This window comes from Enterobacter cloacae complex sp. HYC042_NIDB (assembly GCF_056673315.1).
This window is the reverse complement of sequence record NZ_CP109650.1, coordinates 2823664-2846793: the sequence shown is the minus strand read 5'-3', so window position 1 is coordinate 2846793 and position 23130 is coordinate 2823664. Positions and strand designations below refer to the sequence as shown.

The following is a 23130-nucleotide window of genomic DNA, read 5'->3' as shown; positions in this document are numbered from 1 at the left end:
GGTGTTAATTAGCCGGCAATTGTACACCGGATGAACCTGCTGTGGCAGCATCAAGGCTTGTATGGAAAAGCATATCTTTGTAAAGCGGCGGTAATCCAAAGCGCGCGCGGGCGCGATTACAGGCTTCGTTGACCTGCCCATCTTCCCCCGACATGGCAAATTCCCGGCACGGGCTGGGGCGATCCTCATAGATCGCGCACCGGGTCGAAACCCCGGGCTCACCTTGTAAGGCCGCGCAGCGGGCCTGCTTTTGATTGGTGCCGCTCATGCAGCGCAGAAAGGGGGTTAACGGCTCAGTAAGATGAACCGGAACGGTACCGCCGCCATCGCTGGCTTCAGCCCAATAGAAAGAGACTCGAAAATACGCACAACAGGCTCCGCACGTCATGCACGGGTTAACTTCACTCATGGCACACCTGCAAAAAAGAACGCATCAAATCAACTTGTGAGAGCGATAAATTATCCAGCCGACAGAGGAAGAGCAAGAGGGGGAAAAGAGAAAATTTTGTAACTGTGAAATGCCAAAAATTGACATAGAAACAACTTATTGCTTTTCAAAGCGCCACAAAAAATTAACCCAGATCAATGAATGTTAACTTACTGGTTTTAATGTGATCTGTGGCAGATCACTTATTACTCTTTTGTGAGTATATTCTCATCCGCGATTAAAACCACAACGATGGAGCGGATATGAAAAAATTAGCGGTGGCAGCCCTTGTATTAAGCAGTCTCTCTGGCGGCGCGTATGCGCATGAAGCAGGCGAATTCTTTATTCGTGCCGGTTCGGCTACGGTTCGCCCAACTGAAGGATCGGATAACGTGTTGGGTATGGGCGGTTTTAACGTCAGTAACAACACCCAGTTAGGTTTAACATTCACCTGGATGGCGACGGATAACGTTGGGGTTGAGCTTCTGGCGGCAACGCCGTTCCGTCACCGTGTCGGTCTTGGTACGACCGGTGATATCGCCACGGTTCACCATTTACCGCCAACGCTGATGGCGCAATGGTACTTTGGCGATGCCAGCAGCAAGGTGCGTCCATATATTGGCGCGGGTGTGAACTACACCACCTTCTTCGATGAGAAATTCAACGATACCGGCAAAGAAGCAGGACTCTCCGATCTCAGCCTGAAAGACTCGTGGGGTATGGCTGGGCAGGTTGGTCTGGACTATCTGATTAACCGCGACTGGCTGATCAACGCCTCGGTCTGGTATATGGATATTGATACGGACGTACGCTTCAAGGCGGGCGGCGAGCAGCAAAGCATCAATACGCGTCTGGATCCGTGGGTGTTCATGTTCTCTGCGGGTTATCGTTTCTAATTCTGTATGTTTAATGCGCCCCCGAGGGGGCGCATTTCGTCTATTACTTCTGAATCAAATAGCGAATGGTTGGCCCGTCCTGCTGGATATCCAGCACCGTATAACCGTGGTTTTTTGCATCCAGCGGAATGTTGTTGATGGATTGCGGACAATCGCTCACCACCTCAAGAATTTCACCTTTTTCCAGCTGCGGCAGTGCCTCAAGCGTGGCAACCGCCGGATACGGGCAGGGTTCACCGACCATATCCAGACGATAGTCGGGGACGATCTCTTTCATGCAGCGTTCTCCTGCGTTTCAGTTTTGACGACGGCACGGCGGAAGAAGCGTTTCTCCTGCGCGACAACCAGTAAAAAAGCGACCAGCAGCAGGGCATAAGTCATCAGCAGGCCGCCGAGAGGGCCGAAAGCGCTCAGCAGGTTAACCTTGTCCCAGTTTGTGGCAAGCACCGGGGACACGTCGTCCCAGAAGTATGCGAGGAGTGTGGATCCAAGGACATTCCCAAGCCCGACCCACCAGTAGTGCACCTGTCCCTCAACCGCGCGGTACATCCAGCCGGTTTCACACCCGCCCGCCAGCACAATCCCGAAGCCAAACAGCAGACCGCCAATCACCGCGTTCGGGCCAGCCCACATGATCTTCGGTTCAACACCGAGCTGAACATAGCTGAAAATGCCGATAGCGCTCACCGCCATGCCAGCAATGATTGCCTTCGCCATCATCGTCCTTCCGGTGATCCACATATCGCGAAACGCAGAGGTAAAGCAGATCTGCGCGCGTTCGATCAGCAGGCCAAAGCCGACGCCGAACAACATCGCCAGGCCAAGCTTCGGCTGATTCATCGCCGTGCAAATGGCCCATGCGATCATAGCAAAAAAGACCAGCATACCCAGGCGTAAACGGCGCTTTGCCTGCTCTGGTTTTTGGGTTAGCGGGGACGCCGCGCTGACTTTTATCATTTTCACCGGAATGCGGAACAGCGGCAGAAGGGTGAATTTTGCTCCGAAGTAAGAGCCAATCGCCGTGGCCACGGCAAAAAACCAGGCATGAAGGGAGAACTGCGGAATCCCCGTAAAGAACGCGGCCAGATTACAGCCCATCGCCAGGCGGGCGCCAAACCCGGCAATCATACCCCCGACTACCGCCTGCATGATGCGAACGCGGCTTTTGGGCATGCGCAGCTTAACGTTGTTTGCCCACAGCGCCGCAGCGAAACAGCCGCCGAACATGCCGATAATCATCATTCCGTCGATGCGGGTAAGCGGGGTGCCGTCCAGGTGAATGAGTTTGAAGTATCCCCACTCTTCGGTGTGCACGCCTGCGAGCTGCAGCAGTTGCCCACCCCAGCGGGTGAATTCACCGGTGACGGCCCAGAAGGTGCCGGTAATGCCGAAATAATAAGTAGAGAGAATGCCTGCCGCGATGACGGCCGGAACAGGTGACCAGAACTTAACCAGGTAAGTCTGTTTGAAGGATTGCCATGACATGAATAAGCCTCTGAACTCAGAAGGATTAGTGCTAAAAAGAGTCCAGATCATACGCTTACGCGAAAGTTTGAAAAGCTATTCACACCGAAAATATCGACGGGATCAATTTTGACGTAATCCTTTGTAGAGGATGGAGAAGGAGGAGTAACCGTCTGGCAGGGTTGCCAGACGGTGGAGGGATTATGCTTTACGCGTCGCTGCTTTCATTGCGGTCACGAACGCGTTCAATTCGCTCAGCATCTGCTCGGGCTTGTCCACGTTCTTCTCGATGATCTTCACAATCGCAGAGCCGGAGATGGCGCCCGCTGCCTTCGCGTCAATCGCCGCGGTGACCTGATCCGGAGAGGAGATCCCGAAGCCCTGCAGCGGCGGCGCGGCATGGTACTCGGCCAGCTTTTCCACCAGATGATGCAGCGGCAGTGCAGCTTTATTTTCGGCGCCAGTCACGCCCGCGCGGGAAAGCAGATAGGTATACCCGCGCCCGTAAGAGGCTATCTGGCGCAGCAGTTCATCATCGGCGTTTGGCGGGCAGATGAAAATAGGGGCGACATTGTGACGCATCGCAGCCTGGCGGAACGGCGCGGACTCTTCCACGGGCACGTCTGCTACCAGGACCGAGTCGACACCCACGCGCGCGCATTCTGCATAGAACTCGTCAACACCACGGTTGAACACCAGGTTGGCGTACATCAGCAGGCCAATCGGAATGGTCGGGTGCTTCTGGCGGATCGCCGCCAGCATTTCAAAGCACTGGGTTGGGGTCACGCCTGCCGCAAAGGCGCGCAGGGTGGCGTTCTGGATGGTCGGGCCATCCGCCAGCGGATCGGAGAACGGAATACCCAGCTCCAGCGCGTCGGCACCGGCTTCAATCAGGGCGTCGATAATCTTCAGAGACTGCTCAGGGCCCGGGTCGCCCAGGGTAACGAAGGGGACGAACGCGCCTTCCTGGCGGGATTTCAGTTCTGCAAATACGTTATCGTAGCGTTCCATCAGATTTCCCCTCGTGCTTTCAAAATATCGTGAACGGTGAAGATATCTTTGTCACCGCGACCGGAAAGGTTCACCACCAGCAGTTGCTCTTTTTCCGGGTTCTCTTTCATCATTTTCAGCGCGTGCGCCAGCGCGTGAGAAGACTCCAGCGCCGGGATGATCCCTTCGCTGCGGCACAGCGTTTTGAAGGCTTCCAGCGCTTCGTCATCGGTAATGGAGACATAGTCCGCGCGCCCCGTGCTGTTCAGGAACGCGTGCTGTGGCCCAACGGACGGGAAGTCCAGTCCGGCAGAAATTGAGTAAGACTCTTCAATCTGCCCTTCATCGGTCTGCATCATCGGGGCTTTCATGCCGAAGTAGATCCCCACGCGGCCATGCTTCAGCGGCGCGCCGTGCTCGCCGGTTTCAATCCCATGACCGGCAGGCTCGACGCCAATCAGCCCTACGCGGGTTTCGTCGATAAAATCGGCAAACATGCCGATGGCGTTAGACCCGCCGCCGACGCAGGCAATGACTGCATCCGGCAGGCGACCCTCTTTTTCAAGGATCTGCGCTTTGGTCTCTTCACCAATCATGCGCTGGAATTCGCGCACGATGGTCGGGAACGGGTGAGGACCTGCCGCGGTACCGAGCATATAGTGCGCGGTTTCATAGCTGCCGGACCAGTCGCGCAGCGCTTCGTTACAGGCATCTTTCAGCGTCGCAGAACCGCTGTGCACCGGGATCACTTCCGCACCCATCAGGCGCATACGGAACACGTTCGGCGACTGACGCTCAACGTCTTTAGCACCCATATAGATGCGGCACTTCAGGCCGAGCAGGGCGCTGGCGAGCGCAGAAGCCACGCCGTGCTGGCCCGCGCCGGTTTCGGCGATGATTTCGGTTTTACCCATACGCTTCGCGAGCAGCGCCTGGCCCAGCACCTGGTTAGTTTTATGCGCGCCGCCGTGCAGCAGGTCTTCACGCTTAAGATACAGCGTGGTTTTGGTGCCTTCGGTCAGGTTGCGGCATTTGGTCAGCGCGGTTGGACGCCCGGCGTAGTTTTTCAGCAGGTCGGTAAACTCCGCCTGAAACGCCGGATCTTTCTGCGCGCTCACGAACGCTTCTTCCAGCTGGCGCAGCGCGGGCATCAGGATTTGCGGAACGTACATCCCGCCGAATTCACCAAAATACGGGTTAAGTAATGTCGTCATCTTCTCTTCCTTAATATGCACGCAGAGTTTTAAACACCGAGGCCAGCTTGCTGGCATCTTTGATACCCGGTTGCGACTCTACGCCTGAATTGAAATCGAGGCCTGCGCAGCCGGTTTTCGCGGCTTCTACACAGTTATCCGGGCTTAGTCCGCCCGCCAGCAGGACGTTTTCCAGCTTTTCGCCGTTCAGCAGCGACCAGTCAAAACGTTCCCCGGTGCCGCCCTGGCCGTTGTCGAGCACGTATTTGTCAACGTGGTGAAGATTACGTGCGGGCAGGGTGGCGCCCACGCTTTGTGCTTTCCAGATTTGAACCTGCGGTGCCAGCGCGTCGCGCAGGGCATTGATATAAGCCTGATCTTCATCGCCATGGAGCTGAACGGCACTCAGGGATAACGCGTCGGCTTTTGCCACAACATCCGCGACATCCGCATTGCGGAACACGCCAACATAGCTCAGCGGGGCCGCCGCGATTACCTTGCGGGCCTGTTCCTCATTGACTGCTCGAGGAGAGGTGTCGACGAAGATTAAACCGCCATAGATTGCTCCAGCCTCATACGCGTCCAGCGCATCCTGTTCGCGGGTCAGGCCGCAGACTTTGTTTTCACCCAGCAGCACGCGACGCACAGCCGCATTGAGGTCGTCATGTTCCATCATGGCGGAGCCAATCAGGAAACCGTTGGCGAAGTGGCTCAGCTCGCGCACTTGGGCGTAGCTGTTAATGCCGGACTCGCTGATCACCGTGACGCCCGCACCCAGACGCGGCGCCAGCTGGCGGGTACGGTTCAGGTCAATCGACAAGTCGCGAAGATCGCGGTTGTTGATGCCGACCACTTTGGCTTCCAGCGCGATGGCGCGCTCAAGCTCTTCTTCGTTACTCACTTCGGTCAGCACGCCCATTTTCAGGCTGTGCGCCACGGCAGCAAGCTGCCGATACTGTTCGTCGTCCAGTACCGAGAGCATCAGCAGGCAGGCATCGGCCTGGTAGAAACGCGCCAGCCAGATCTGATACGGGTCGATAATAAAGTCTTTGCACAGGATCGGCTGCGGTGCGATGCCGCTGACGATCGGCAGAAAATCGAAGCTGCCCTGGAAATATTTCTCATCCGTCAGCACGGAGATTGCCGACGCATGATGCTTATAAATACCGGCGATACGTGCCGGGTCGAAATCGTCACGAATAACGCCTTTTGAGGGAGAGGCCTTTTTGCACTCCAGAATAAAGGCGGTACGTGCACCCTGCAGGGCGTCATAGAAACGACGGCTGCTCGGGACGACGTCATTCTGGAAACTGGCAAGCGGCTGCTCTGCTTTGCGTGCTTCCACCCAGATGGCCTTATCGGCAACGATTTTCGCTAAAACGGTCTGCATTCTTTACCCTCTTGCCGCAAGTGCGGTAACGCGATCGTAAGCTGCACCAGAGCGCAGTACATCCAGAACTTTTTGAGCATTGGCCTTCAGGTCTTCCTCACCGTGCAAACGCATCAGCATGGCGACGTTGGCAGCCACGGCGGCCTCATGAGCGGCCTCACCTTTACCTTGTAGTAAGCGCGTCAGAATGTCACGGTTTTCTTCCGGCGTACCGCCTGCCAGCGCTTCCTGATGGTACGGCGTTAAGCCGAAATCAGACGCCTCAAGCTGATAGCTGAGTACTTCCCCATCGTTAAGCTCGGCCACCAGCGTCGGCGCATGCAGCGAAACTTCATCCATTCCGCCGCTGTGCACCACGGCGGCGCGTTTGTAACCCAGCACGCGCAGCGTCTCGGCAATCGGCAGGACCAGCTCAGGGCTGTAAACGCCAATTAATGCCAGCGGCGGATGGGCCGGGTTGATCAGCGGGCCGAGCACGTTAAAAAGCGTGCGGGTTTTAAGCTGCTGGCGAACCGGCATCGCGTGGCGGAAACCGGTGTGGTACTTCGGTGCAAACAGGAAGCAGACGCCCAAATCGTCCAGCGCTTCACGCGAACGCTCGGCATTCATCTCCAGATTGATGCCAAACGCGGCCAGCAGATCGGACGAGCCTGAACGGCTGGAGACGCTGCGGTTACCGTGTTTTGCCACTTTCAGTCCACACGCTGCGGCGACAAAGGCACTGGCGGTCGAAATATTGATACTGTTGCTGCCGTCACCGCCGGTCCCCACGATATCGGCAAACTGATAGTCCGGACGCGGGAACGGGGCGGCATTTTCCAGCAGCGCGGTGGCCGCACCGGCGATCTCCTGCGGGCTTTCGCCGCGCACTTTCATGCTCACCAGCGCCGCCGCCAACTGCTCAGGCTTCAGCTCGCCGCGCACCACGGCGGAAAAAAGCTGGTGGCTCTCCTGCTGGCTCAGGGTCTGGGCCTGATACAGTTTTTCCAGAATCGGCTGCAGGGTGTTGGTCTGCTCCAGCTTCTGTAACGCCCAGTCAAGGGTCTGCTCCAGCAGGCGGGCGCCATTGGAGGTCAAAATAGATTCCGGGTGGAACTGCATCCCGCAGACGCGATCCGCATCGTGGCGTACCGCCATCACCATCCCTTCAAACGAGGCGTTGATGGTCAGCCCGGCCGGAATGTTGCTGCCGACCAGCGAATGATAGCGCGCGACCGGGAGCGGATTCGGCAGCCCGGCAAACATTGCCTGGCCGTCATGTTCAATGCTGGAGGCTTTACCGTGCAGGATCTCGCCCGCCTGGCCGACGTAACCGCCGTAAGCTTCCACGATTGCCTGGTGACCAAGGCAGATACCGATAATCGGCAGCTTGCCGCGCATGCGGGTCAGCAGTTCGGGCATACAGCCCGCTTCGCTCGGCGCGCCCGGCCCCGGGGAGAGCATCAGCACCGGGTTTTGCATGGTCGCCAGGCGGTCAATCAGGGTCTGAGCCGGAACGTGGTTGCGGTAGATAACGACGTTGTGACCATTCGCACGCAGCTGATCTGCCAGGTTGTAGGTAAAGGAGTCGATGTTATCGAGCAGCAGAATGTCAGCCATCAGAAAATCTCCTGTGCGTGGTGTGCGGTAGCGATGGCGCGCAATACCGCGCGTGCTTTACTGCGGGTTTCGTCAGCTTCAGACTGCGGAACAGAGTCAAGAACAATCCCGGCGCCGGCCTGAACGGTGGCAATACCGTCTTCGACGTAGGCGGAGCGGATCACGATGCAGGTATCGAGGTCGCCGTGGGCGGTGAAGTAACCTACCGCGCCGCCGTAGCTCCCGCGCCGACGTCCTTCCGCTTCGGCGATAAGCTGCATGGCGCGCACCTTCGGCGCGCCGCTCAGGGTGCCCATATTCATGCAGGCGCGGTAGGCGTGCAGCACGTCGAGGTCGCTGCGCAGTTCACCCACCACGCGGGAGACCAGGTGCATCACGAAGGAGTAACGGTCAACTTTGGTCAGGTCTGCCACGTAGCGGCTGCCCGGGGTGCAAATGCGCGCCAGGTCGTTACGCGCCAGGTCAACCAGCATCAGGTGTTCGGAGAGCTCCTTGTGATCGGTTCGCATTTCAAGTTCGATGCGGCTGTCCAGATCGCGGTCCAGCGAGCCATCGGCACGACGGCCACGCGGACGGGTGCCCGCAATCGGGTAGATCTCAATCTGACGGCTGGTGGCGTCGTACTTCAGCGAGCTTTCCGGCGAGGCGCCGAACAGCGTGAAATCATTGTCCTGCATAAAGAACATATATGGGCTCGGGTTGCTTTTCTTCAGCACGTCGTAAGCCGCCAGCGGTGACGGGCAGGGCAGCGAGAAACGGCGGGACGGCACAACCTGGAAAATCTCCCCGGCGCGAATAGCCTTTTGCATCTGGCGAACCACGGCCCCGTATTGATCGTCGGTCTGGTTAACGTCGCATGTCATTTTTTCCACGTGCTGTACCGGCAGCGCAGGCGGCGCTTCCGTCATCTGCTGCTGGAGCTGAGCGATGCGATGCTCAAGGCGGTTTTTCTCAAACGCAGAGGGCGTGAACAGGCTTGCCTGGATGCGGGTATATTTTTTCTGATGGTCGATCACCAACAGGGTTTCGGCCAGGTAGAAACAGTAGTCCGGGCAGCGGTTGCCCTGCTCGGTTTCCGGCAAATCTTCAAAACCGGCGACCAGGTCGTAAGCAAACAGCCCGCCGAAGAACATTGCTTCGCGCTCATCTTCCGGCACGGTGACAAGATTTTGCAGCAGGCGGAAGGCATCGAACACGGACAGCGAGCAGAGGCGCGCGTCTTCGTCCAGCAGCTGGCTTACCGGCGGGAAATGCAGAATTCGCAGGTCCGGGTGACGTTCATTGTCGATGCCCGCGGGCAGAGCCGCATCCAGCAGCGGCAGCAGCGATGCGCCATTATCAGAGAGCGCCTTAATGGTGACGGTGTCACCTAACGCGGTAATGCGCAGCGCGCTGTCGACCAGCAGCAGGCTTTTCAGATCGTCCTTGCTGTCGATATCCGCAGACTCCAGCAGCAGCGTCGCCGGACGCGCGCCGCACACCTGATGAAACAGCGCCGTCGGGTTGTGGCGATAGACCGCCTCGCAGGTCAACAGTTCGAGATGAGGTTTGGCTGTTTGCATGTTATGATTCTCATTTATTCTGTTCAAAAAAAAGCCCGCTGGGTAGCGGGCGGGTATCTGTTTGCATTTCGCAGATGCGTGACACTGCCCGAAGATCAGGAAGTGCGCCACCAACCGTGCAGAGTGAAATGTGCTGTCATTTTCAGATACCTTTCTCGTGTGAACTTGCGTACTAGTTAACTAGTTCGATGGCGTATTGTCAACCCTTGATTTCAGAATTTCACATTAAGTCGGTATCATGGCGTTTTCGGATGTCTCCAACCTGTTATGGGAAGTGCTTTGAGCGATACCACCTACGCGATTATTTATGATTTACACAGCCATACTCAGGCCTCTGATGGCCTGCTGACACCCGAAGCCCTGGTTCATCGCGCGGTTGAAATGCGTGTTGGCACGCTGGCGATAACCGATCACGATACCACCGACGCCATTCCGGCAGCGCGCGCCGAGATTGCCCGCAGCGGGCTGGCGCTGAATCTGGTGCCCGGCGTCGAGATCTCTACCGTCTGGGAAAACCATGAGATTCATATCGTTGGCCTGAACATTGATATAGAACATCCGGCACTTCTTGCCTTTTTGCAAGAACAAAAAACGCGCCGCAACCAGCGCGCGGAGATGATCGGCGAGCGTCTGGAGAAGGCGCATATTCCGGGCGCGCTGGAAGGTGCGCAAAAGCTGGCAAACGGCGGGGCAGTCACCCGCGGTCATTTCGCCCGCTTTCTGGTTGAAGCGGGCAAAGCGACGACCATGGCGGATGTCTTTAAAAAGTATCTGGCGCGCGGGAAAACCGGATACGTTCCGCCACAGTGGTGTACAATAAAACAAGCTATTGATGTCATTCATCATTCTGGCGGTAAGGCCGTGCTGGCCCATCCGGGACGGTATAATCTTTCTGCTAAATGGCTGAAACGGCTGCTGGCGCACTTTGCCGAATGCGGTGGCGAGGCGATGGAAGTCGCCCAGTGTCAGCAGGCACCCAACGAGCGCGCGCAGCTCGCGACTTACGCCCGCCAGTTTGGCCTGCTAGGGTCACAGGGCTCTGATTTCCACCAGCCCTGCGCGTGGATCGAGCTGGGACGCAAGCTCTGGCTACCCGCTGGCGTTGAGCCGGTCTGGCAGCTCTGGGAGCAGCCGCAGCAAATTGAAGAGAGGGAAGTATGAGTCAGTTTTTCTATATCCATCCGGACAATCCGCAGCCACGTCTGATTAACCAGGCCGTGGAGATCGTCCGCAAAGGCGGCGTGATAGTCTACCCGACCGATTCCGGCTACGCGCTGGGCTGTAAAATTGAAGATAAAGGGGCGATGGAGCGAATATGTCGCATCCGTCAGCTGCCGGACGGCCATAACTTTACCCTGATGTGCCGCGATCTCTCTGAGCTTTCGACCTATGCGTATGTCGACAACGTGGCGTTTCGCCTGATCAAGAACAATACGCCGGGTAACTACACCTTCATTCTGAAAGGGACGAAGGAGGTGCCGCGTCGCCTGCTGCAGGAAAAGCGTAAGACTATCGGCATGCGCGTGCCGTCGAACCCGATTGCCCAGGCGCTGCTGGAAACTCTCGGCGAACCGATGCTCTCTACCTCGCTGATGCTGCCGGGCAGCGAGTTTACCGAGTCCGATCCGGAAGAGATCAAGGATCGTCTGGAGAAGGTGGTCGAGCTGATTATTCACGGCGGCTATCTCGGCCAGCAGCCAACCACCGTGGTAGATCTCACCGAAGATGCACCAGAAGTCATTCGTGAAGGCGTGGGCGATGTTAAGCCTTTCTTGTAAAGGTGTAAGCAGATATACTACGCGGCCATCAAAGCAGGGCTCGGCTCTGCTTTTGACCTGATTCGACGCCTGTGAAGGCGACACCTGAGGAAGCTCAATGAGCGAGAAGTTACAGAAAGTGCTGGCGCGTGCCGGCCACGGTTCACGCCGTGAAATCGAAGCCATTATTGAAGCGGGCCGCGTGAGTGTGGACGGTAAAATCGCCACGCTGGGTGACCGCGTAGAAATCGTACCGGGGCTCAAGATCCGCATTGACGGTCATCTTATCTCCGTGAAAGAGTCCGCGGAACAGATCTGCCGCGTGCTGGCGTATTACAAGCCGGAAGGCGAGCTGTGTACGCGCAACGACCCGGAAGGTCGTCCAACGGTGTTTGACCGTCTGCCAAAACTGCGCGGCGCCCGCTGGATTGCGGTGGGGCGTCTGGACGTGAACACCTGCGGTCTGCTGCTGTTCACCACCGATGGTGAACTGGCAAACCGTCTGATGCACCCAAGCCGTGAAGTTGAGCGTGAATACGCCGTTCGCGTCTTCGGCCAGGTCGATGAAAATAAACTGCGCGATCTGTCGCGTGGCGTGCAGCTGGAAGACGGCCCTGCGGCGTTCAAAACCATCAAATTTACCGGCGGTGAAGGGATTAACCAGTGGTACAACGTGACCCTGACCGAAGGACGTAACCGCGAGGTGCGTCGTCTGTGGGAAGCGGTAGGCGTGCAGGTTAGCCGCCTGATCCGCGTTCGCTACGGCGACATTCTGCTGCCGAAAGGTCTGCCGCGCGGTGGTTATACCGAGCTGGATCTTACCCAGACTAACTACCTGCGCGAGCTGGTTGGCCTGACGCCGGAAACCACCTCTAAAGTGGCGGTGGAGAAAGATCGTCGTCGTATGAAGGCGAATCAGATCCGTCGTGCGGTGAAACGCCACAGCCAGGTGAACAGCAATCGTCGCTCTGGCAGCCGGAATAACAACGGTTAATTGAAAAAGCCCGGTGAACTCACCGGGCTTTTTCTTTAGTAATCAATGCCAATTTGTGCTTTGATGCCTGCATCAAACGCATGCTTGACCGGACGCAACTCGCTGACGGTATCTGCCAGCTCCAGAATCTCACGATGACACCCACGACCTGTAACGATAACAGTCTGGTGCGCAGGGCGGCTCTTCAGTGCATCCAGCACCTCCTCCAGCGGCAGGTAGTCGTAGGCGACCATATAGGTGATCTCATCCAGTAGCACCATATTCAGCCAGGGATCGGCCAGCATTCTTTTAGCGTGCTCCCAGACGGCCAGACAGGCTGCGGTATCGGTTTCCCGGTTCTGCGTATCCCACGTAAACCCGGTCGCCATCACCTGAAACTCAACGCCGTGAGGTTCAAGCAAATTACGCTCACCGTTGGGCCATTCCCCTTTGATAAACTGGATGACCCCCACTTTTTGCCCGTGGCCGACGGCGCGCGTAGCAGTGCCAAACGCGGCAGTAGTTTTGCCTTTACCATTGCCGGTAAAAACGATGACGATCCCTCGCTCGTCCTGGGCTGCCGCGACGCGCGCGTCAACCTGTTCCTTCAGACGCTGCTGTCGCTGCTGATGACGTTCTTCACTCATTGCGAAATTCCCGGTTTGCGGCCCGGCTGGGCATCAAAGGTCATTCCGGTTTTGCGGCGGCTGTCGTCGCCCATCAGCCAGAGATAGAGCGGCATAATGTCTGCCGGGGTTTTCAGCTTCAGCGGATCTTCCGTCGGGAACGCGCTGGCGCGCATGCTGGTGCGCGTACCCCCCGGATTAATGCAGTTTACGCGCAGATGGCGGCTCTGATACTCATCCGCCAGCACCTGCATCATGCCCTCGGTCGCAAATTTTGAGACAGCATAAGCCCCCCAGTTTGCGCGACCCTCGCGGCCTACGCTGGAAGAGGTGAAGACCAGAGATCCAGACTCGGATTTGAGTAATAAAGGAAGCAAGGCCTGCGTGAGGAAAAAAGTACCGTTAACGTTAACCTGCATCACCTGCTGCCAGATTTCAGGATCCTGTTCATCCATTGGACGCACTTCACCTAACAAACCGGCGTTGTGCAGTACGCCGTCAAGACGTGGGTAGTGGGTACTGATACGGTGAGCAAGCTCCTGGCAGAGCGCTGGGGTGCAGGTCAGCAAATCGAGCGTGTACCAGGGGGCAGGTGTCCCGCCTGCGGCCTCAATTTCCTGAGCGACCCCTTTGAGCTTTTCTTCGTTACGCCCAATCAGAATTACGCTTGCGCCATATTCAGCGTACGTCAGGGCTGCTTCGCGACCAATACCATCGCTGGCGCCGGTGACAAGAATGATTCGGTTCTGCAGCAGGTTTTTTTGCGGTTGATAATGCACGGTGACTCCTCAGGCGCACGGGGTCTCAATCACGCCTTCATAATGACTTTTCGGCTTTATGCCCGAATTAGCGTGAGAATTCAATCAGTCTACAGGACGCATTGCTGCAAAATTAACAATTTGCAAATATTTAAACCGCAGCGCGGGGATTCCTGAAGACGGCTCGCAGAGGTAATGTCACGGGCGAGACGCAGGGGCAGGGCTGTTGTACACTGCCGTGAAAGATTCGTGGTTAAATCAAGGTGGAACGCGTGGAATTACTTTCTCAATATGGGTTGTTTTTGGCCAAAATCGCGACGGTGGTGATTGCCATTGCCGTGGTTGCCGTTCTGATTGTCAACCTGACGCAGCGCAAGCGTCAGCGTGGGGAGTTACGCATCACCCGCCTGAGCGAGCAGTATAAAGAGATGCAGGAAGAGATGTCCCTCTCGCTGCTCGATAGCCATCAGCAGAAGCTGTGGCTGAAAGCCCAGAAGAAAAAACACAAGCAGGAAGCCAAAGCCGCGAAGGCGAAGGCAAAGCTCGCGACGCCGCAGGGCGACGCAAAATCCCGCGTCTATGTGCTCGATTTTAAAGGCAGCATGGATGCGCATGAAGTCGCTTCGCTGCGCGAAGAGGTGACTGCGGTTCTGGCCGTGGCAACGCCGCAGGATCAGGTGGTGGTGCGTCTTGAGAGCCCGGGCGGGGTGGTTCACGGTTACGGGCTGGCCGCTTCACAGCTGCAGCGTCTGCGCGAGAAGCAGATCCCACTTACCGTGGCGGTAGATAAAGTCGCGGCGAGCGGCGGCTATATGATGGCCTGCGTGGCGGACAAAATCGTTGCGGCGCCGTTTTCCATCATAGGTTCGATTGGCGTGGTCGCACAGATCCCTAACTTTAACCGCTTCTTGAAAAATAAAGAGATTGATATCGAACTTCACACGGCGGGTCAGTACAAACGCACCCTGACGCTGCTGGGGGAAAACACGGAAGAGGGGCGCCAAAAATTCCGTGAAGATCTGAATGAAACTCACCATCTCTTTAAAGACTTCGTACATCGCATGCGCCCAACGCTGGATATTGAACAGGTGGCGACCGGTGAGCACTGGTACGGCATCCAGGCGCAGGAAAAAGGGCTGGTGGATGAAGTAGGTACCAGTGATGACCTGCTGCTCAACCTGATGGAAGGCCGGGAACTGGTAGGCGTGCGCTTTACACAGCGCAAACGGCTGATGGACCGCTTTACCAACAGTGCGGCGGAAAGCGCGGACCGCCTGCTGCTTCGCTGGCTACAGCGCGGACAAAAACCGCTGCTGTAAACAAAAACGCGAGGCATATGCCTCGCGTTTTGCATTAATCGACCAGGTGATATTTCTCTGAAAGCGTATGCGCCAGGTATTTAAACATATTAAACACGGCAGTGCTTTTCGGGGTCGGTAACCCCTGCTCGTCAAGGAAGTATTCGCCGCTGAAAACCAGCACGCCATTACGTTGCTCAACGCCGGTGGCTTCAATGCCTGCCAGCGTATCTTCATGGTCACGAATAAGCTTGTTTGCTTCGATAAGCAGAGAGGCTCGGTCAATGGGTTGGGTCGTATTCTGCATAATCCACTCCTTAAACAGTGACAATAGTCTACGCCGGGGCCGCTTTGGGGGCAAATTTTCCCTGTAATGTGAGGGGATAAGATGCAGAGGGCAGGTTGGCGGGATTTGCTTTTGCATGCTAATAAAGTTGCGTAACGAATTTTATCAGGTAGAGTGTGCGCTTTCGTCATTCTGGCAACAGAATTGCTTGACATTCGACCGGGAATTCGTCACGAATTATACGAGATGTGAGAAAAATACCCGAAAACTCAATGACCTGGATGTCGCCATTCTGACGTTCGGTAAGACATAGGGGTTGATATCCCCTGACGCAGTCGCAATATCATTGGCTCGTCGTCAGCGGAAGGGAAATCAACGTGCGGCGTATTCCTGGAAGAATTAAATTAGGTAAAGGTGAATATGGGTAAAGCTCTCGTCATCGTTGAGTCCCCGGCAAAAGCCAAAACGATCAATAAGTATCTGGGTAATGACTACGTGGTTAAGTCCAGCGTTGGTCACATCCGCGATTTGCCGACCAGTGGCTCAGCCAGCAAAAAGAGCGCAGACTCTACCTCCACCAAAGGGGCTAAAAAGCCTAAAAAGGATGAACGTAGCGCGCTTGTCAACCGCATGGGTGTTAACCCATGGCACAACTGGGATGCACAATATGAAGTGCTGCCCGGGAAAGAAAAAGTCGTTAACGAGCTGAAGCAGCTTGCTGAAAAAGCAGACCACATCTATCTCGCAACCGACCTTGACCGCGAAGGGGAAGCCATTGCGTGGCACCTGCGGGAAGTGATCGGGGGGGATGACAAACGCTACAGCCGCGTAGTGTTTAACGAAATTACAAAGAATGCGATTCGTCAGGCGTTTGAGAAGCCGGGCGAGCTGAATATCGACCGTGTGAACGCCCAGCAGGCGCGTCGCTTTATGGACCGCGTTGTGGGCTACATGGTTTCTCCACTGCTGTGGAAAAAGATTGCCCGCGGCCTGTCTGCAGGACGCGTGCAGTCTGTAGCCGTGCGTCTTGTCGTTGAGCGTGAACGCGAAATTAAAGCCTTCGTGCCGGAAGAGTTCTGGGAAGTTGACGCCAATGTCACCACCCCGGGCGGTGATGCGCTGCCGCTGCAGGTAAGCCATCACAACGATAAGCCTTTCCGTCCTGAAAACCGCGATCAGACCATGGCCGCCGTGGCGCTGCTGGAAAAAGCGCGCTATCAGGTACTGGAACGCGAAGATAAGCCGACCAGCAGCAAGCCTGGCGCGCCGTTTATCACGTCCACACTGCAACAGGCGGCGAGCACCCGTCTGGGTTACGGCGTGAAGAAAACCATGATGATGGCCCAGCGCTTGTATGAAGCGGGTTACATCACCTACATGCGTACTGACTCCACCAACCTGAGCCAGGACGCGGTGAACATGGTGCGCGGCTACATCAGCGACAACTTCGGTAAAAAATACCTGCCGGAAAGCGCCAACCAGTTCGCCAGCAAAGAGAATTCTCAGGAAGCGCACGAAGCGATTCGTCCTTCTGATGTCTCTGTTTTAGCCGAGTCGCTGAAGGATATGGAAGCCGACGCCCAGAAGCTGTATCAGCTGATCTGGCGTCAGTTTGTCGCGTGTCAGATGACGCCAGCGAAATATGATTCCACTACGCTGACCGTTGGTGCGGGCGATTTCCGTTTGAAAGCGCGCGGTCGTATCCTGCGCTTCGACGGCTGGACGAAAGTGATGCCTGCACTGCGTAAAGGTGATGAAGACCGTACGCTGCCTGCGGTAAACAAAGGCGACGAGTTGTCGCTTGTCGACCTGGTTCCGGCCCAGCACTTCACCAAGCCGCCTGCGCGCTTTAGTGAAGCGTCGTTGGTTAAAGAGCTGGAAAAACGCGGGATTGGCCGTCCGTCAACCTACGCGTCAATCATCTCGACCATTCAGGACCGCGGTTACGTTCGCGTAGAGAACCGCCGTTTCTATGCCGAAAAAATGGGTGAGATTGTCACTGACCGTCTGGAAGCTAACTTCCGCGAATTGATGAACTACGACTTCACCGCGCAGATGGAAGACAGCCTCGACGAAGTGGCCAGTCACAAGGCGGAGTGGAAGAAGGTTCTCGATAGCTTCTTCAGCGACTTTACCAACCAGCTTGAGAAAGCGGAGAAAGATCCTGAAGAGGGCGGCATGCTGCCTAACCAGATGGTTCTGACCAGCATCGACTGCCCGACCTGCGGCCGCAAGATGGGGATCCGTACTGCGACAACGGGCGTGTTCCTTGGCTGTTCAGGCTATGCGCTGCCACCAAAAGAGCGCTGCAAAACAACCATCAACCTGGTGCCGGAGAACGAAGTTCTCAACGTGCTGGAAGGTGATGATGCGGAAACCAACGCCCTGCGCGCGAAACGCCGCTGCAAAAAATGCGGCACGGCGATGGACAGCTATCTGATCGATCCTAAACGTAAGCTGCACGTGTGTGGTAACAACCCAACGTGCGACGGGTATGAGATCGAAGAGGGTGAGTTCCGCATTAAAGGCTATGACGGCCCGATTGTGGAGTGCGAGAAGTGTGGCTCTGAGATGCACCTGAAAATGGGGCGTTTCGGTAAGTACATGGCCTGCACCAACGACGAGTGTAAGAACACGCGCAAAATTCTGCGCAATGGTGAGGTTGCTCCGCCGAAGGAAGATCCGGTTCCGCTGCCAGAATTGCCGTGTGAAAAATCCGACGCGTACTTCGTGCTGCGTGATGGTGCCGCAGGTGTCTTCCTGGCCGCCAACACCTTCCCGAAATCGCGTGAAACGCGCGCCCCGCTGGTGGAAGAGCTGCATCGCTTCCGCGATCGTCTGCCTGAGAAGCTGCGTTATCTGGCCGATGCGCCACAGCAGGATCCTGAAGGCAATAAGACGGTGGTCCGTTTTAGCCGTAAAACGAAGCAGCAATACGTTGCGGCAGAGAAAGAGGGTAAAGCGACCGGATGGTCCGCCTTCTTTGTCGATGGCAAATGGGTTGAAGGCAAGAAATAATCTTTCTTAACCGTAGCTTACCCGTGAAAGGGCCGGACTTCCGGCCCTTTTTTATTACCTTATTATTATTTTTTGTTCCGTACTATACAGTCAGGCTATAAGTGATATAGTGGTTATAGTTAACCCTTTTTTTATTATCAAATCGTCTTAAGCGATTGACCGCGTGCGCTAAATCGGATGGTCTGGCATGAAATTACAACAGCTTCGTTATATCGTTGAGGTGGTGAATCACAACCTTAATGTCTCTTCCACCGCCGAGGGGCTATATACCTCGCAACCGGGCATCAGCAAGCAGGTTCGCATGCTGGAGGATGAATTAGGTATTCAGATTTTCGCCCGCAGTGGTAAGCACCTTACCCAGGTGACGCCAGCGGGGCAGGAAATCATCCGTATTGCGCGGGAAGTCCTTTCCAAAGTCGATGCGATTAAGTCTGTGGCGGGGGAACATACCTGGCCGGATAAAGGCTCGCTGTATATTGCCACGACGCACACCCAGGCGCGCTATGCGCTACCGGGCGTTATCAAGGGCTTTATCGAGCGTTATCCGCGCGTCTCCCTGCATATGCACCAGGGATCGCCGACGCAAATTGCGGAGGCGGTGTCGAAGGGCAATGCAGATTTTGCCATCGCGACGGAAGCGCTCCATCTCTATGACGATCTGGTCATGCTGCCGTGCTATCACTGGAACCGCTCCATTGTGGTGACCCCGGATCATCCGCTGGCGGGCAAGGGGTCGGTGTCAATCGAAGAGCTGGCGCAATATCCTCTGGTCACTTACACGTTTGGCTTCACCGGACGATCTGAGCTTGATACCGCCTTCAACCGGGCCGGGTTAACGCCGCGGATTGTCTTTACCGCCACCGACGCCGACGTTATAAAGACCTATGTACGGCTTGGCCTGGGGGTAGGGGTGATCGCCAGCATGGCGGTCGACCCGGTGTCAGACCCTGACCTGGTGCGTCTTGATGCGCATGATATTTTCAGCCACAGCACGACAAAAATTGGCTTCCGCCGCAGTACCTTCCTGCGAAGCTATATGTATGATTTTATTCAGCGCTTTGCACCGCATTTAACGCGTGACGTGGTGGATACCGCCGTGGCATTACGATCAAATGAAGATATCGAAGAGATGTTTAAAGATATCAAACTCCCCGAAAAATAATCACACCCGGTATCTTTCCCTGAGGGAAAGATACCGAAATATCGGCTTAAAGCTAAATTAGAATTATCATCATCTGCACTTCCCCTGCCATATATTGTCATTATCCTTTTAATTTGTGTGGCTTTAATGTCGTGAATTGGCGACAAAAATAGAAACTAATTAACGGCTACGCAAATTTTTCTTTTCAAATATTTATTTCTGGTCAAAAGATTGAATATTTCATGCCTCTTGATGCGTAAATTCACTGGCTTTTCGGCTAAAGTTTCTTTAGGATTTATCTCAACAGATGATTAATTGTACCAATTGTTTGGTCCTAAATGATAAGCGATATCGATTGTATGAGGTTAGCAATGCCTTCAGGAAGTGAAGAACCGCAAAGGGATCCTGCGCTCAAGCGTAAAGCCTGGCTGGCGGTCTTTCTCGTTTCCGCCCTGTTCTGGGTGATGGTTGCTCTCCTGGCCTGGAAATATTGGGGTTGAATATGGCAGTGACGGTACGTACAGAAACGGCAAAGCGGATGTGTCAGCATCATGACACTGTTCACAAGGGACGCAAAGCGCCTGCAACAGCAGTGCCAGCATCCTGGAAACTGACGCCGCAGCAGCAGGCTTTTATTGATGTGTTCGCGGAAGACGAACCCAAAAAACAATAATTTAGTTTATTGCGTAATGATGCAGTTAGTCTGAATAATGACTATGCGCCTTTGTACTCTTTAATAAATACACATCAGCAATATAGCACGAGGACCTGCCTCGGAATGTTTAATAAATAATGCCTGGTGTCCCTATGATGAATAACATGATGTCTCAAAAATACTGGTCATGGATCGGCGTTTTTACCCTGTCGATTCTGTTCTGGAGTCAGCTCATCTGGTTGGCCGTCCACTAAATCATAAAACCTCGCTGCGGCGGGGTTTTTTGTTTTACCCTCCTCTGGACCATTCCTAAATTTATCAATTTGGGTTGTTATCAAAACGTTACGACATCTTTGTGTTATCTTTAATTACGGCCCTGATGATTGTCAGGACATCTCTGTAATTAAGGAGGAGCTTATGTCGTTAACCCTACGCGAAGCCAGTAAGGACACGTTACAGGCAGAAAATAAAACCTGGCACTACTATAGCCTGCCGCTAGCTGCCAGAACGCTTGGGGACATTTCGCGTTTACCCAAGTCCTTGAAAGTTTTGCTGGAAAATCTATTGCGCTGGCAGGACGGTGACTCCGTTACCCTCGACGATATTCAGGCGCTGGCAGGGTGGCTTAAGAATGCCCATGCCGACAGAGAAATTGCCTACCGCCCGGCAAGGGTTCTGATGCAGGACTTCACCGGCGTTCCTGCCGTGGTGGATCTCGCCGCCATGCGTGAGGCGGTTAAACGCCTCGGCGGCGATACGGCTAAAGTGAACCCGCTTTCACCCGTCGACCTCGTGATTGACCACTCCGTAACCGTTGACCACTTCGGTGATGACGATGCCTTTGGCGAGAACGTGCGTCTCGAGATGGAGCGAAATCACGAGCGTTATGTCTTCCTGAAGTGGGGTCAGCAGGCGTTCAGCCGCTTTAGCGTGGTTCCACCCGGCACCGGTATTTGTCACCAGGTTAACCTTGAATATCTCGGTAAAGCCGTCTGGAGTGAATTGCAGGACAAAGAGTGGGTGGCTTATCCGGACACGCTGGTGGGTACAGATTCCCACACCACCATGATTAACGGCCTCGGCGTGCTGGGCTGGGGTGTCGGCGGTATCGAAGCGGAAGCCGCCATGCTCGGTCAGCCGGTCTCCATGCTTATCCCTGATGTTGTGGGCTTTAAGCTCACCGGGAAGCTGTCTGAAGGCATTACCGCCACCGATCTGGTGCTCACCGTTACCCAGATGCTGCGTAAGCATGGTGTGGTGGGAAAATTTGTTGAATTTTACGGTGACGGGCTGGATTCGCTGCCGCTGGCTGACCGCGCGACCATCGCCAACATGGCGCCAGAATATGGCGCAACCTGCGGATTTTTCCCCATTGATGACGTCACGCTGGAGTACATGCGCCTGAGCGGACGCAGCGAAGAGCAGGTGGCGCTGGTGGAGGCGTACACCAAAGCGCAGGGCATGTGGCGCAATCCGGGGGATGAGCCGGTATTTACCAGCACGCTTGCGCTTGACATGGGAAGCGTTGAGGCGAGCCTCGCCGGTCCGAAACGTCCGCAGGATCGCGTAGCGTTAAGCGACGTGCCAAAAGCGTTTGCCGCAAGCAACGAGCTGGAAGTTAACGTGGCGAAGAAGGACCATCGCCCAATCGACTATGTTCTGAACGGACATCAGTATCAGCTCCCGGACGGCGCGGTTGTCATAGCCGCCATTACCTCCTGCACCAACACCTCAAACCCCAGCGTATTAATGGCGGCCGGCCTGCTGGCTAAAAAAGCGGTTGAGCGGGGACTGAAACCACAGCCCTGGGTAAAAGCCTCCCTGGCACCGGGCTCCAAAGTGGTCTCGGATTACCTGGCGCAGGCCAGGCTAACGCCATATCTTGACGAGCTGGGCTTTAACCTCGTGGGCTATGGCTGTACCACCTGCATCGGTAACTCCGGCCCGCTACCTGAACCTATTGAAACGGCGATCAAGCAGGGCGATCTGACGGTTGGCGCAGTCCTTTCCGGTAACCGTAACTTTGAAGGACGTATTCATCCGCTGGTGAAAACCAACTGGCTCGCTTCGCCGCCGCTGGTGGTGGCCTACGCGCTCGCCGGGAACATGAATATCAACCTGGCTACCGATCCTATTGGTCACGACCGCAAGAATGAGCCGGTCTATCTGAAAGATATCTGGCCGTCCTCACGTGAAATTGCGATGGCCGTTGAAAAGGTCTCCACCGAGATGTTCCGCAAAGAGTATGCGGAAGTATTTGAAGGCACGCCGGAGTGGAAAGCCATCAACGTTGTGGGCTCGGACACCTATGACTGGCAGGACGATTCCACCTATATCCGCCTGTCGCCGTTCTTTGATGAAATGCTGGCCGAGCCTGCACCGCTTCAGGATATTCACGGGGCGCGCATACTGGCGATGCTGGGGGATTCCGTCACCACTGACCATATCTCTCCGGCGGGGAGCATCAAAGCCGACAGCCCGGCGGGCCGTTATCTGCAAAGCCGGGGCGTGGAGCGCCGCGATTTTAACTCCTACGGATCGCGCCGCGGTAACCATGAAGTAATGATGCGCGGGACGTTTGCCAACATCCGCATTCGTAACGAAATGGTTCCGGGCGTGGAAGGGGGGATGACGCGCCATCTTCCGGGGACGGAAGTCGTGTCGATTTATGACGCAGCCGTCAAATATCAGCAGGAAGGTACGCCGCTGGCGGTGATCGCCGGGAAAGAGTACGGTTCCGGCTCCAGTCGTGACTGGGCGGCGAAAGGTCCGCGACTGCTTGGCGTTCGCGTGGTCATCGCCGAGTCGTTTGAACGTATTCACCGCTCGAACCTGATTGGTATGGGGATCCTGCCGCTTGAGTTCCCGCAGGGCGTCACGCGCAAAACGCTGGGCCTGACGGGGGAAGAGCAGATTGATATTAGCGGCCTGCAAAACCTGAAGCCGGGCAAAACGGTGCCGGTGAAGCTTACGCGAGCAGACGGGAAAAGCGAGGTACTGGAATGCCGGTGTCGTATTGATACGGCAACCGAACTGACCTACTACCAGAACGACGGCATTTTACATTATGTGATTCGTAAAATGCTGGATTGATAAA

General features: G+C 55.7%; 23 protein-coding genes and 1 other annotated feature. Of the genes, 11 read left to right on the top strand and 12 right to left on the bottom strand.

The features are described 5' to 3' along the window. Positions 1–4: 4 nt before the first annotated feature. A complete protein-coding gene (locus tag OKF39_RS13700) occupies positions 5–409 on the bottom strand; it encodes a YkgJ family cysteine cluster protein (protein WP_052682991.1) in 405 nt (134 codons plus the stop codon). A gap of 281 nt (positions 410–690) precedes the next feature. Here OKF39_RS13700 and ompW point away from each other — a divergent pair, with 281 nt between their 5' ends. Beyond that, positions 691–1323, top strand: coding sequence for an outer membrane protein OmpW (ompW, locus tag OKF39_RS13695; RefSeq protein ID WP_479983052.1), 633 nt, complete (start codon positions 691–693; stop codon positions 1321–1323). A 43-nt stretch (positions 1324–1366) separates the two neighbouring features. Here the strand turns inward: ompW and yedF are convergent, their stop codons facing one another. From yedF to trpL, 8 genes are all read right to left on the bottom strand, one after another. Then, complete coding sequence (gene yedF, locus OKF39_RS13690; RefSeq protein ID WP_045260667.1) at positions 1367–1600, bottom strand: sulfurtransferase-like selenium metabolism protein YedF; 234 nt, start codon at positions 1598–1600, stop codon at positions 1367–1369. Next, positions 1597–2808 (bottom strand): selenium metabolism membrane protein YedE/FdhT, encoded by a 1212-nt coding sequence (gene yedE, locus OKF39_RS13685; RefSeq protein WP_479983051.1) that lies wholly within the window; start codon positions 2806–2808, stop codon positions 1597–1599. The genes yedF and yedE overlap by 4 nt, the downstream gene beginning before the upstream one ends. Positions 2809–2988: 180 nt before the next feature. Next, positions 2989–3798: a tryptophan synthase subunit alpha gene (gene trpA / locus OKF39_RS13680; RefSeq protein WP_045260665.1), complete on the bottom strand. Its 810-nt coding sequence runs from the start codon at positions 3796–3798 to the stop codon at positions 2989–2991. Beyond that, positions 3798–4991 carry a tryptophan synthase subunit beta gene (trpB, locus tag OKF39_RS13675; RefSeq protein WP_028013413.1) on the bottom strand — a complete coding sequence of 398 codons (1194 nt, stop codon included), beginning with the start codon at positions 4989–4991 and terminating at the stop codon, positions 3798–3800. Before trpB ends, trpA begins: the two co-directional genes overlap by 1 nt. A 10-nt stretch (positions 4992–5001) precedes the next feature. Continuing rightward, entirely contained in the window at positions 5002–6360 is a 1359-nt protein-coding gene (gene trpCF, locus OKF39_RS13670) for a bifunctional indole-3-glycerol-phosphate synthase TrpC/phosphoribosylanthranilate isomerase TrpF (RefSeq protein WP_479983050.1), read from the bottom strand. Between the two features lie 3 nt (positions 6361–6363). Beyond that, positions 6364–7959 (bottom strand): bifunctional anthranilate synthase glutamate amidotransferase component TrpG/anthranilate phosphoribosyltransferase TrpD, encoded by a 1596-nt coding sequence (gene trpD, locus OKF39_RS13665; RefSeq protein WP_028013411.1) that lies wholly within the window; start codon positions 7957–7959, stop codon positions 6364–6366. Then, a complete protein-coding gene (locus tag OKF39_RS13660) occupies positions 7959–9521 on the bottom strand; it encodes an anthranilate synthase component 1 (RefSeq protein ID WP_048961049.1) in 1563 nt (520 codons plus the stop codon). The genes trpD and OKF39_RS13660 overlap by 1 nt, the downstream gene beginning before the upstream one ends. A 25-nt stretch (positions 9522–9546) precedes the next feature. Continuing rightward, positions 9547–9640, bottom strand: a sequence feature (Trp leader region). After that, positions 9617–9661 (bottom strand): trp operon leader peptide, encoded by a 45-nt coding sequence (gene trpL / locus OKF39_RS13655; RefSeq protein ID WP_106993556.1) that lies wholly within the window; start codon positions 9659–9661, stop codon positions 9617–9619. Its footprint overlaps the feature before it by 24 nt. Before the next feature lie 139 nt (positions 9662–9800). Between trpL and rnm the strand changes: the two genes are divergently transcribed. The 3 genes from rnm to rluB all read left to right on the top strand — a co-directional run bounded on the left by rnm (position 9801) and on the right by rluB (position 12272). After that, complete coding sequence (gene rnm / locus OKF39_RS13650; protein ID WP_028013409.1) at positions 9801–10682, top strand: RNase RNM; 882 nt, start codon at positions 9801–9803, stop codon at positions 10680–10682. Further along, complete coding sequence (locus tag OKF39_RS13645) at positions 10679–11299, top strand: L-threonylcarbamoyladenylate synthase (RefSeq protein ID WP_003856793.1); 621 nt, start codon at positions 10679–10681, stop codon at positions 11297–11299. Before rnm ends, OKF39_RS13645 begins: the two co-directional genes overlap by 4 nt. 97 nt (positions 11300–11396) lie before the next feature. Next, positions 11397–12272 carry a 23S rRNA pseudouridine(2605) synthase RluB gene (rluB, locus tag OKF39_RS13640; protein WP_028013408.1) on the top strand — a complete coding sequence of 292 codons (876 nt, stop codon included), beginning with the start codon at positions 11397–11399 and terminating at the stop codon, positions 12270–12272. 35 nt (positions 12273–12307) lie between these two features. On the opposite strand, the gene cobO is transcribed toward rluB, so the two are convergent. Together cobO and OKF39_RS13630 are read right to left on the bottom strand one after the other, a co-directional pair. Beyond that, complete coding sequence (cobO, locus tag OKF39_RS13635; RefSeq protein ID WP_479983049.1) at positions 12308–12898, bottom strand: cob(I)yrinic acid a,c-diamide adenosyltransferase; 591 nt, start codon at positions 12896–12898, stop codon at positions 12308–12310. Further along, positions 12895–13656, bottom strand: coding sequence for a YciK family oxidoreductase (locus OKF39_RS13630; RefSeq protein WP_028013406.1), 762 nt, complete (start codon positions 13654–13656; stop codon positions 12895–12897). Before OKF39_RS13630 ends, cobO begins: the two co-directional genes overlap by 4 nt. Positions 13657–13907: 251 nt before the next feature. Between OKF39_RS13630 and sohB the strand changes: the two genes are divergently transcribed. Beyond that, the gene (gene sohB, locus OKF39_RS13625; protein ID WP_479983048.1) at positions 13908–14954 is read left to right on the top strand and encodes a protease SohB; all 1047 of its coding nucleotides are present in this window, start codon (positions 13908–13910) and stop codon (positions 14952–14954) included. Positions 14955–14988: 34 nt separating this feature from the next. Here sohB and OKF39_RS13620 read toward each other — a convergent pair whose 3' ends face one another. After that, positions 14989–15240 carry a YciN family protein gene (locus OKF39_RS13620; protein ID WP_003856804.1) on the bottom strand — a complete coding sequence of 84 codons (252 nt, stop codon included), beginning with the start codon at positions 15238–15240 and terminating at the stop codon, positions 14989–14991. Between the two features lie 399 nt (positions 15241–15639). Here OKF39_RS13620 and topA point away from each other — a divergent pair, with 399 nt between their 5' ends. The 6 genes from topA to acnA all read left to right on the top strand — a co-directional run bounded on the left by topA (position 15640) and on the right by acnA (position 23126). Continuing rightward, positions 15640–18237 carry a type I DNA topoisomerase gene (topA, locus tag OKF39_RS13615; RefSeq protein WP_041909639.1) on the top strand — a complete coding sequence of 866 codons (2598 nt, stop codon included), beginning with the start codon at positions 15640–15642 and terminating at the stop codon, positions 18235–18237. Between the two features lie 187 nt (positions 18238–18424). Then, positions 18425–19399: an HTH-type transcriptional regulator CysB gene (gene cysB / locus OKF39_RS13610; RefSeq protein ID WP_028013403.1), complete on the top strand. Its 975-nt coding sequence runs from the start codon at positions 18425–18427 to the stop codon at positions 19397–19399. Between the two features lie 338 nt (positions 19400–19737). Then, a complete protein-coding gene (locus OKF39_RS13605; RefSeq protein ID WP_213743510.1) occupies positions 19738–19878 on the top strand; it encodes a YmiA family putative membrane protein in 141 nt (46 codons plus the stop codon). A gap of 2 nt (positions 19879–19880) precedes the next feature. Next, the gene (locus OKF39_RS13600) at positions 19881–20051 is read left to right on the top strand and encodes a hypothetical protein (RefSeq protein ID WP_032644881.1); all 171 of its coding nucleotides are present in this window, start codon (positions 19881–19883) and stop codon (positions 20049–20051) included. 137 nt (positions 20052–20188) lie between these two features. After that, on the top strand, positions 20189–20287 hold the full coding sequence (gene ymiC, locus OKF39_RS13595; protein WP_032644994.1) for a small membrane protein YmiC: 99 nt from the start codon (positions 20189–20191) through the stop codon (positions 20285–20287). A 163-nt stretch (positions 20288–20450) separates the two neighbouring features. Further along, positions 20451–23126 carry an aconitate hydratase AcnA gene (acnA, locus tag OKF39_RS13590; protein ID WP_479983047.1) on the top strand — a complete coding sequence of 892 codons (2676 nt, stop codon included), beginning with the start codon at positions 20451–20453 and terminating at the stop codon, positions 23124–23126. The last annotated feature ends 4 nt before the right edge of the window (positions 23127–23130 follow it).

What these genes read in the sequence shown, in the direction of transcription:
- OKF39_RS13700 (WP_052682991.1), bottom strand. Translation starts at nt 409, where the DNA reads ATGAGTGAAGTTAACCCGTGCATGACGTGCGGAGCCTGTTGTGCGTAT.
- OKF39_RS13600 (WP_032644881.1), top strand. Translation starts at nt 19,881, where the DNA reads ATGGCAGTGACGGTACGTACAGAAACGGCAAAGCGGATGTGTCAGCAT.
- trpCF (WP_479983050.1), bottom strand. Translation starts at nt 6,360, where the DNA reads ATGCAGACCGTTTTAGCGAAAATCGTTGCCGATAAGGCCATCTGGGTG.
- acnA (WP_479983047.1), top strand. Translation starts at nt 20,451, where the DNA reads ATGTCGTTAACCCTACGCGAAGCCAGTAAGGACACGTTACAGGCAGAA.
- cysB (WP_028013403.1), top strand. Translation starts at nt 18,425, where the DNA reads ATGAAATTACAACAGCTTCGTTATATCGTTGAGGTGGTGAATCACAAC.
- ymiC (WP_032644994.1), top strand. Translation starts at nt 20,189, where the DNA reads ATGAATAACATGATGTCTCAAAAATACTGGTCATGGATCGGCGTTTTT.
- OKF39_RS13605 (WP_213743510.1), top strand. Translation starts at nt 19,738, where the DNA reads ATGAGGTTAGCAATGCCTTCAGGAAGTGAAGAACCGCAAAGGGATCCT.
- OKF39_RS13645 (WP_003856793.1), top strand. Translation starts at nt 10,679, where the DNA reads ATGAGTCAGTTTTTCTATATCCATCCGGACAATCCGCAGCCACGTCTG.
- trpD (WP_028013411.1), bottom strand. Translation starts at nt 7,959, where the DNA reads ATGGCTGACATTCTGCTGCTCGATAACATCGACTCCTTTACCTACAAC.
- cobO (WP_479983049.1), bottom strand. Translation starts at nt 12,898, where the DNA reads ATGAGTGAAGAACGTCATCAGCAGCGACAGCAGCGTCTGAAGGAACAG.
- rluB (WP_028013408.1), top strand. Translation starts at nt 11,397, where the DNA reads ATGAGCGAGAAGTTACAGAAAGTGCTGGCGCGTGCCGGCCACGGTTCA.
- yedE (WP_479983051.1), bottom strand. Translation starts at nt 2,808, where the DNA reads ATGTCATGGCAATCCTTCAAACAGACTTACCTGGTTAAGTTCTGGTCA.
- trpB (WP_028013413.1), bottom strand. Translation starts at nt 4,991, where the DNA reads ATGACGACATTACTTAACCCGTATTTTGGTGAATTCGGCGGGATGTAC.
- ompW (WP_479983052.1), top strand. Translation starts at nt 691, where the DNA reads ATGAAAAAATTAGCGGTGGCAGCCCTTGTATTAAGCAGTCTCTCTGGC.
- OKF39_RS13660 (WP_048961049.1), bottom strand. Translation starts at nt 9,521, where the DNA reads ATGCAAACAGCCAAACCTCATCTCGAACTGTTGACCTGCGAGGCGGTC.
- OKF39_RS13620 (WP_003856804.1), bottom strand. Translation starts at nt 15,240, where the DNA reads ATGCAGAATACGACCCAACCCATTGACCGAGCCTCTCTGCTTATCGAA.
- yedF (WP_045260667.1), bottom strand. Translation starts at nt 1,600, where the DNA reads ATGAAAGAGATCGTCCCCGACTATCGTCTGGATATGGTCGGTGAACCC.
- topA (WP_041909639.1), top strand. Translation starts at nt 15,640, where the DNA reads ATGGGTAAAGCTCTCGTCATCGTTGAGTCCCCGGCAAAAGCCAAAACG.
- trpA (WP_045260665.1), bottom strand. Translation starts at nt 3,798, where the DNA reads ATGGAACGCTACGATAACGTATTTGCAGAACTGAAATCCCGCCAGGAA.